The sequence below is a fragment of the Bulleidia sp. HCP3S3_C9 genome (assembly GCF_052064035.1).
Taxonomy (GTDB): Bacteria; Bacillota_I; Bacilli_A; order Erysipelotrichales; family Erysipelotrichaceae; genus Bulleidia.
In genome coordinates this window covers 20,620-27,462 of sequence record NZ_JBQHWJ010000023.1, presented here as the reverse complement: position 1 = coordinate 27,462, position 6,843 = coordinate 20,620, and the positions used below count along the sequence as shown (strand labels likewise).

Sequence of the window (6,843 nt, the reverse complement as noted above, 5' to 3'; positions counted from 1 at the left end):
CAATAGCCAGAATTGAATTCAAGTCAATCAAGGAAGATCTAGATCGTTATCAGGAAAGACTGGATGAGATTGAGAAGAAGGCAGATGAAATTCTGCCAAAAATCAAGAATGTAGACAAATTGTTTGAAATCAAGGGCGTTGGTAAAGCCACGGTATTAACATTTCTTTCTGAAGTCGGAGAAATAAGTAGATTTGATAACCCTAAAGAAATACAGAAACTTGCAGGATATGCAATAGTGACAAATGAGTCCTGTAAGCATCAGGGAGAGAAGAGAATCAGCTATAGAGGAAGAAAAAGACTTCGTTGGGTACTGTACCAGACAGCGCTGTCTGTAATTGCGAAGAACGCAGAGTTCAGACAGATACACGCGTATTACACAACACGAACAAATAATCCACTGAAGGGAATACAGTCAGTTGTAGCAGTGGCATGTAAGATGATCCGCATATTCTATAAGATACTGACAGATGGAGTCAGCTATGATGGAACAAAGATGACACAGGACATAGTACACGCATAGGAACAAGTAACAGAGCAGTAAAAAGTCGTAGACAGATTCAGGTGACTGATAAATATCGGACATCTCAATCTGTCTATGACCAAAAAACATAGATGGAAAAGCACTGGAGAGTATGGTATGAACGTCCGCTGAAAATGCGATACCATACATCAAGGATGCAAATTCAAAGATAAACGACAAAGTATGAGCCGGTAGCCGATAGATATTTTAACCATAGGGCAACGATCCTGCAGTTGAGCTTAATCGGCACCCAGGTTATGGATATGTGGGACGAAGGAAGTTAGGGCCTCTTAAATAAGAGTGATCCTGGTAGACACGGGAGGTGCACACCCATAACGATGAGGGCATTACACAAAGGCCATTTATAAATGAAACGTGACGTTTTGTTTTAAAAGTGCGTGTAATACATGAAAATCGTTATAATTCAGCACATCGATGCAAGAAATATCCATAACCTATTGGCTTATATCAAAATAAGTACTAAAAAATGGCTTAAATAAGCTAAATAACATTTGACTTATTAGGGAGGTTTTTTGTAATGATCGTATATGATGGAATCAAGAGTGAATTTTTGAATAGTGTAATGAATGGAACAATTGCGGAAGAAGTTCGACAGCGTATTTTTGAAAAGATGGGTAGAACAACACCAAAATCTGAATTTGATTCATGGAAGAATTCATTGAGCCGTATGTATATGGTTTTAGCGGATACATCGATTCCAGATCATGCTGGAATTGCAATTGAATATAATGTTCCCCAGACTTCAAAGCGTGTTGATTTTATTGTTTCTGGATATGATGCAGATAATCAATCAAATGCGGTGATTATTGAATTGAAACAATGGGATGAATTGAAAAAAGTGGATGGAAAAGACGCACTTGTAGAAACATATACAGGTGGCGGATTAAGAGAAGTCGTGCATCCATGCTACCAGGTATGGTCATATGCTACGTTAATACGTGACTACAATAAAACAGTACAGGATCAGAATATTGTTTTGTCTCCTTGTGCATATCTTCATAATTATGCTTTAAAAGAAAATGATCCTATTTTGGATGAACAATATAAGGACTATATAGAAGAAGCACCTGTGTTCTGTGAAAGGGATGCATTGAAGCTGAGAGAATTTATTCATCGCTTTATTCAAAAAGGTGATGATAAAAAGATTCTGTATGAGATTGATCATGGAAAAATTCGTCCAAGCAAGAGTCTGCAGAATGCTATCTCTAACATGCTGAAAGGAAATCGTGAATTTATCATGATTGATGATCAGAAAGTCGTTTATGAAAATATTCTGCAATTGGCATGTAAAAGTAAAGCAGACATGAAAAAAAGAACAATTATTGTTGAAGGCGGACCAGGAACGGGAAAGTCTGTTGTCGCAATCAATCTGCTTGCTGAACTGACAAAAAGAGGACAGTTTGCACAATATGCATCAAAAAACAGTGCACCTAGACAAGTGTATTCTCAAAAATTAAAAGGTAACTTTAAAAAGAGCAGAGTTGATATCATGTTCCGTTCTACAGGTTCCTATACAGAAATTGAGAATAACTATGTGGATACAATTTTAGTGGATGAAGCGCATCGTATGAATGAAAAGTCTGGTATGTTTCAAAATATGGGGGAAAATCAGATTAAAGAAGTCATTCATTCTAGTAAATGCTCTGTTTTCTTCATTGATGAAAGTCAGCGTGTCACGATGAGCGATATTGGAAGTGTGGATGAAATCAAGAAATGGGCAAAGGTTGAAAGCAGTGAAATTACACAGTTAAAGCTGTTATCACAATTTCGCTGTAATGGTTCAGATGGTTATCTTGCATGGGTAGATAATACATTAGAAATCCAGCCAACAGCCAATTATAACCTGGAAGATATTGACTATGATATTCGTGTTTTAGATTCTCCTTTAGAAGTTAGAGAATTGATTATTGAAAAGAATAAAATCAATCATCGATCTAGAATGCTTGCGGGATATTGCTGGGATTGGATTAGAGATGGCAAGAATAATTCGAAAGTGCACGATATTAAAATTGGTGACTTTGAAATGTCCTGGAATCTTGGAAACTCTATCTTTGCATTAGACGAGACGTCGATTGATGAGATTGGCTGCATTCATACATCGCAAGGATTGGAATTTGATTATGTTGGATTGATTATCGGGGATGATATGCGCTATGAGAATCATCATATTGTTACGGATGTTTCAAAACGCGCAAAAACAGACCAGTCAATAAAAGGTATCAAAAAACTAGATAAGCAAGACCATTGCAAAGCTGAAGAAAAAGCGGATGAAATCATTAAGAATACATATCGTACATTAATGACAAGAGGCATGAAAGGCTGTTATATCTATTGTACAGATCAAAATCTGCGGAATTACTTAAAACAGAAAATCCAGAGACAGTAAGCAAATTGCTACTGTCTTTATTTTTGGTGTGCTAGAATTCTGTTTGAAAGATAGAGGTGTTTATATGTTGAATTTTACTCATGATATTCCAACAAAGATTTATTTTGGAAAGGGATCAATTTCTCACTTAGATGAAGCTTTAAAGTCATTTGGCAAGAATGTATTGCTTGCGTATGGTGGCGGATCCATTAAAAGAAGTGGATTGTATGACACTGTTATGGAAATCTTAAATAATGGCGGGTATAACGTTGTTGAATGCAGTGGCATTGAACCAAACCCTAGAATAACTTCTGTAGAAAAAGGTGCTTCTTTATGTAAAGAACATCATATTGATGTTGTGTTAGCAGTTGGTGGCGGCAGTACAATCGATTGTGCGAAAGCAATCTGCTGTGGTGCTTACTATGAAGGGGATTTATGGCAAATGGCAAAAACACATGAAGGCCATAGAAAAGCTTTGCCTTTGGTAGATGTATTGACATTAAGTGCTACGGGAAGTGAATATGATGATGGTGCAGTTATTTCTAATCTGGAAACAAAAGAAAAATTAGGAAATACATATACATTCCCTAGTGTATCGATCTGTGATCCAACATATACATATTCAGTTTCTCAATATCAGACAGCTGCAGGTTCTGCAGATATTATGTCTCATATTTTTGAAGGTTATTTTTCTGAAACAATGGATAGTGATCTGGCAGATGGAATTGCAGAAACAGTATTGAAGTCTGTTATGAAGAATTTACCAATTGCATTGAAAGAACCAGATAATTATTCTGCACGTGCAAATTTGATGGCAGATTCTTCCATTGCATGTTCTGGTATTCCTGAATATGGCAAAGCATCTACTGGTTGGCCTTGTCATGCAATGGAACATGAATTGAGTGCATATTATGACATCACACATGGTGTTGGTCTTGCAATTTTAACACCTAGATGGATGCGTTATATTGTTGAGAAGGATCCTGCATGCAAAGAAAGATTTGTGAAGTTTGCGAAAAATGTTATGGGCCTGGATGGTGAAGATGAAGATGCACTGATTCAGCATTCTATTGATGCTCTAGAACAGTTCTTCAAAGATTGTGGTATTCCTTCTACATTAACTGAATTGAATATTACTGATGAGTATTTTGAGGAAATGGCAAAGCATGCAAATCGTAATGATCGTTTAGCAAATGCATATGTTCCTCTTACTGTAGAAGACATTGTGAATATTTATAAAAATTGTTTGTAAAAAGGTGGTGAAGCATCACCTTTTTTCTTGACTTTCAATCTGAGGCAGTTATTATTTGTTTTAGAGGTTTTGAAGGAGGTGGTTTTATGAGTCAATGTAGTCCGATATATGCGAATACAACAGACGATGTTCCGTTACATCACAATCATAATCATCTTTGGAGGAACTATATATGGAAAAAAATTACGAGAAAGACCTCGAAGTTTTCAGAGGCTTTTTAAGAGAGAAAAAATTTGTTGCTTTACGGGCAATGGCACAGGATATGAACGAAAGTGACCTTGCTGTGATTCTACAGCTAATGGAAGATGAAGATATGCTGAAGATCTTCCGTTTATTCCCAAAGGAATTAGCTGCAGATGTTTTTTCACAATTAGAAGATGATTCTCAACAATATATCATTACACAATTAAGTGATCATGAAGCTGGTGTTATCATCGATAATATGTACGCAGATGATGCGACTGACTTACTGGAAGAAATGCCTGCGAATGTCGTTAAAAGAATTCTAGCATATGCTTCTAGTGAAACTAGAAAAGATGTTAATCATCTTCTGCAGTATCCAGAAGATTCTGCTGGTTCAATTATGACCGTTGAATTTGTAGACTTGAAAGCATCTATGACAGTGCGTGATGCAATCAATCGTGTTCGTCAATTAGGGAAAGATTCTGAAACAGTTAATGTTTGTTATGTTTTAGACGGTAAGAGAAAACTCATTGGTACGGTTGCATTAAGATATCTTATCATTCGCTCTAAAGAGGAATTGATTTCTGATATCATGCATGAGGATGTTGTATCTTGTACAACAGGTGATGATCAGGAACACGTTGCACAGATCTTTAAAAAATATGACTTTACTGCTTTGCCGGTTGTAGATAAAGAAAACCGTATGGTTGGTATTATTACGGTTGACGATATCATGGATATCATGGAACGAGAAGCAACAGAAGATATCGATAAGATGAATGCCATCATTCCAAATGACAAGCCATATCTGAGAACAACTGTTGTTGAAACATGGAAAAAGAGAATTCCATGGCTGTTACTGTTGATGATTTCTGCAACCTTTACAGGCGGAATCATTACTTCATTTGAATCTGCATTAAGCAAATATGTTGTATTAACAGCCTATATCCCAATGTTAATGGATACAGGTGGTAATGCTGGATCGCAAGCTTCTGTAGAAGTTGTGCGTGGATTATCTCTAGAAGAAATTACATTTAAAGACTATGCGAAAGTTGTGTGGAAAGAATTGCGTGTTGGTGTGATGTGTGGAATCACATTGGCTTCTGCGGTGTTCTTGAAGTGTGTATTCTTTGATCAGATTGGAATCTTAGTTGCTGCAGTTGTTTCATTGACAATTGTATGCTCTGTATTCTTTTCTAAATTTATCGCAAGTAATTTAGTTCTGATTGTTTCTAAAACAGGTCTAGACCCAGCTGTTGTGGCTTCTCCAATGCTTACAACGATCATTGATGCTTTATCACTTTTGATCTACTTTACAATTGCAACATCAATATTACATTTATGAGAGGAACATTCCTCTCTTTTTTGTTAGAATAATGGAATGAAAAAAAAGAAACATATATTTAGCTTGCTGGCTGGAAGTCTATTGCTTTTAACTGCAGGATACAGACAATATCACGCAAATGAAGAAGTCAGTGATGGATTAGAAGTTTACTTTATTGATGTTGGGCAAGGGGATTCAACATTGATTGTTGATGATGGTGAAGCAATGCTGATTGATGGTGGATTATCTAGCCAGTCGCAGAAAATCTATTCGATTTTAAAAGAAAAAGGGATTGATACACTATCGTATGTTGTCGCAACACATCCTCATGCTGATCATGTTGGCGGGCTTAGTGCAGCTTTAGAAGCAGCAGACTGCAAGCAAATACTCGTTCCATATACAGAAAGTGAAAATACAACATATAACAAATTTCTAAACAAGGCAGAAGAAAAAGATGTTGCGGTCAATGTAGTAAATGATGGAGATACATTTCCATTAGGAGAAGCAACGCTGCAAGTGCTAGGTCCTACAGATATTCTTCCCAATGAAGAAAATAATAATTCTATTGTTTTGCGTATGGATTATAAAGATGTTTCATTTTTATTTACAGGGGATGCAGAACAGATGGAAGAACAGCTGATTCTGTATAATCATTTTGATGAAGTGAATGTAGATGTATTGAAAGCAGGACATCACGGAAGCTATAATGCAGCTTCTAGTGCATGGCTGCATGCAGTATCGCCATCCTATACTGTGATTTCGTGTGGGAAAGATAATGTGTATGGACATCCGCATAGTGAAACGTTAGATGGATTAAAAGAGGTTGGTAGTGCTATTTATCGTACGGATCAGCAAGGTACGATTACGTGCAGAACGGATGGAAAGAATATTTCTTTTGAAACAGAAAAACAATCACAGGTACAGGAAACACAAAAGGTAACAAGCGGTTATGTATTGAATACGAGAAGCAAAAAATTTCATACAATGGATTGTGAAAGCGTCAATGAAATGGCAGAACATAATAAAGAAGTCTCTAGTTTAACAAGAGATGAAATTATACAAGAAGGTTATACGCCTTGTGGACAATGTAATCCATAAATGGGATGCAAAATTGCATCTTTTTTTATGCTATGAGAAAGAAGTTTTAAAAAAAGTCAAAATACCGTAGTTTTGTGTC

The 6,843-nt window shown here is 36.3% G+C and carries 5 protein-coding genes; all 5 read left to right on the top strand.

What is annotated here, in order from left to right:
• The coding region (locus ACTND6_RS05650; protein WP_441045069.1) for a transposase at positions 1 to 521 on the top strand (521 nt) is incomplete at its 5' end.
• 538 nt (positions 522 to 1,059) lie between these two features.
• The gene (locus tag ACTND6_RS05645; RefSeq protein ID WP_441022745.1) at positions 1,060 to 2,928 is read left to right on the top strand and encodes a DNA/RNA helicase domain-containing protein; all 1,869 of its coding nucleotides are present in this window, start codon (positions 1,060 to 1,062) and stop codon (positions 2,926 to 2,928) included.
• Positions 2,929 to 2,992: 64 nt separating this feature from the next.
• The gene (locus ACTND6_RS05640; protein ID WP_441022743.1) at positions 2,993 to 4,159 is read left to right on the top strand and encodes an iron-containing alcohol dehydrogenase; all 1,167 of its coding nucleotides are present in this window, start codon (positions 2,993 to 2,995) and stop codon (positions 4,157 to 4,159) included.
• Between the two features lie 172 nt (positions 4,160 to 4,331).
• A complete protein-coding gene (gene mgtE / locus ACTND6_RS05635) occupies positions 4,332 to 5,687 on the top strand; it encodes a magnesium transporter (RefSeq protein WP_441022741.1) in 1,356 nt (451 codons plus the stop codon).
• A 36-nt stretch (positions 5,688 to 5,723) separates the two neighbouring features.
• Positions 5,724 to 6,764: a ComEC/Rec2 family competence protein gene (locus ACTND6_RS05630; RefSeq protein ID WP_441022739.1), complete on the top strand. Its 1,041-nt coding sequence runs from the start codon at positions 5,724 to 5,726 to the stop codon at positions 6,762 to 6,764.
• The last annotated feature ends 79 nt before the right edge of the window (positions 6,765 to 6,843 follow it).

Excerpts from the sequence above, each read along its gene's own strand:
- mgtE (WP_441022741.1), top strand. The coding sequence starts at position 4,332 with ATGGAAAAAAATTACGAGAAAGACCTCGAAGTTTTCAGAGGCTTTTTA.
- ACTND6_RS05640 (WP_441022743.1), top strand. The coding sequence starts at position 2,993 with ATGTTGAATTTTACTCATGATATTCCAACAAAGATTTATTTTGGAAAG.
- ACTND6_RS05630 (WP_441022739.1), top strand. The coding sequence starts at position 5,724 with ATGAAAAAAAAGAAACATATATTTAGCTTGCTGGCTGGAAGTCTATTG.
- ACTND6_RS05645 (WP_441022745.1), top strand. The coding sequence starts at position 1,060 with ATGATCGTATATGATGGAATCAAGAGTGAATTTTTGAATAGTGTAATG.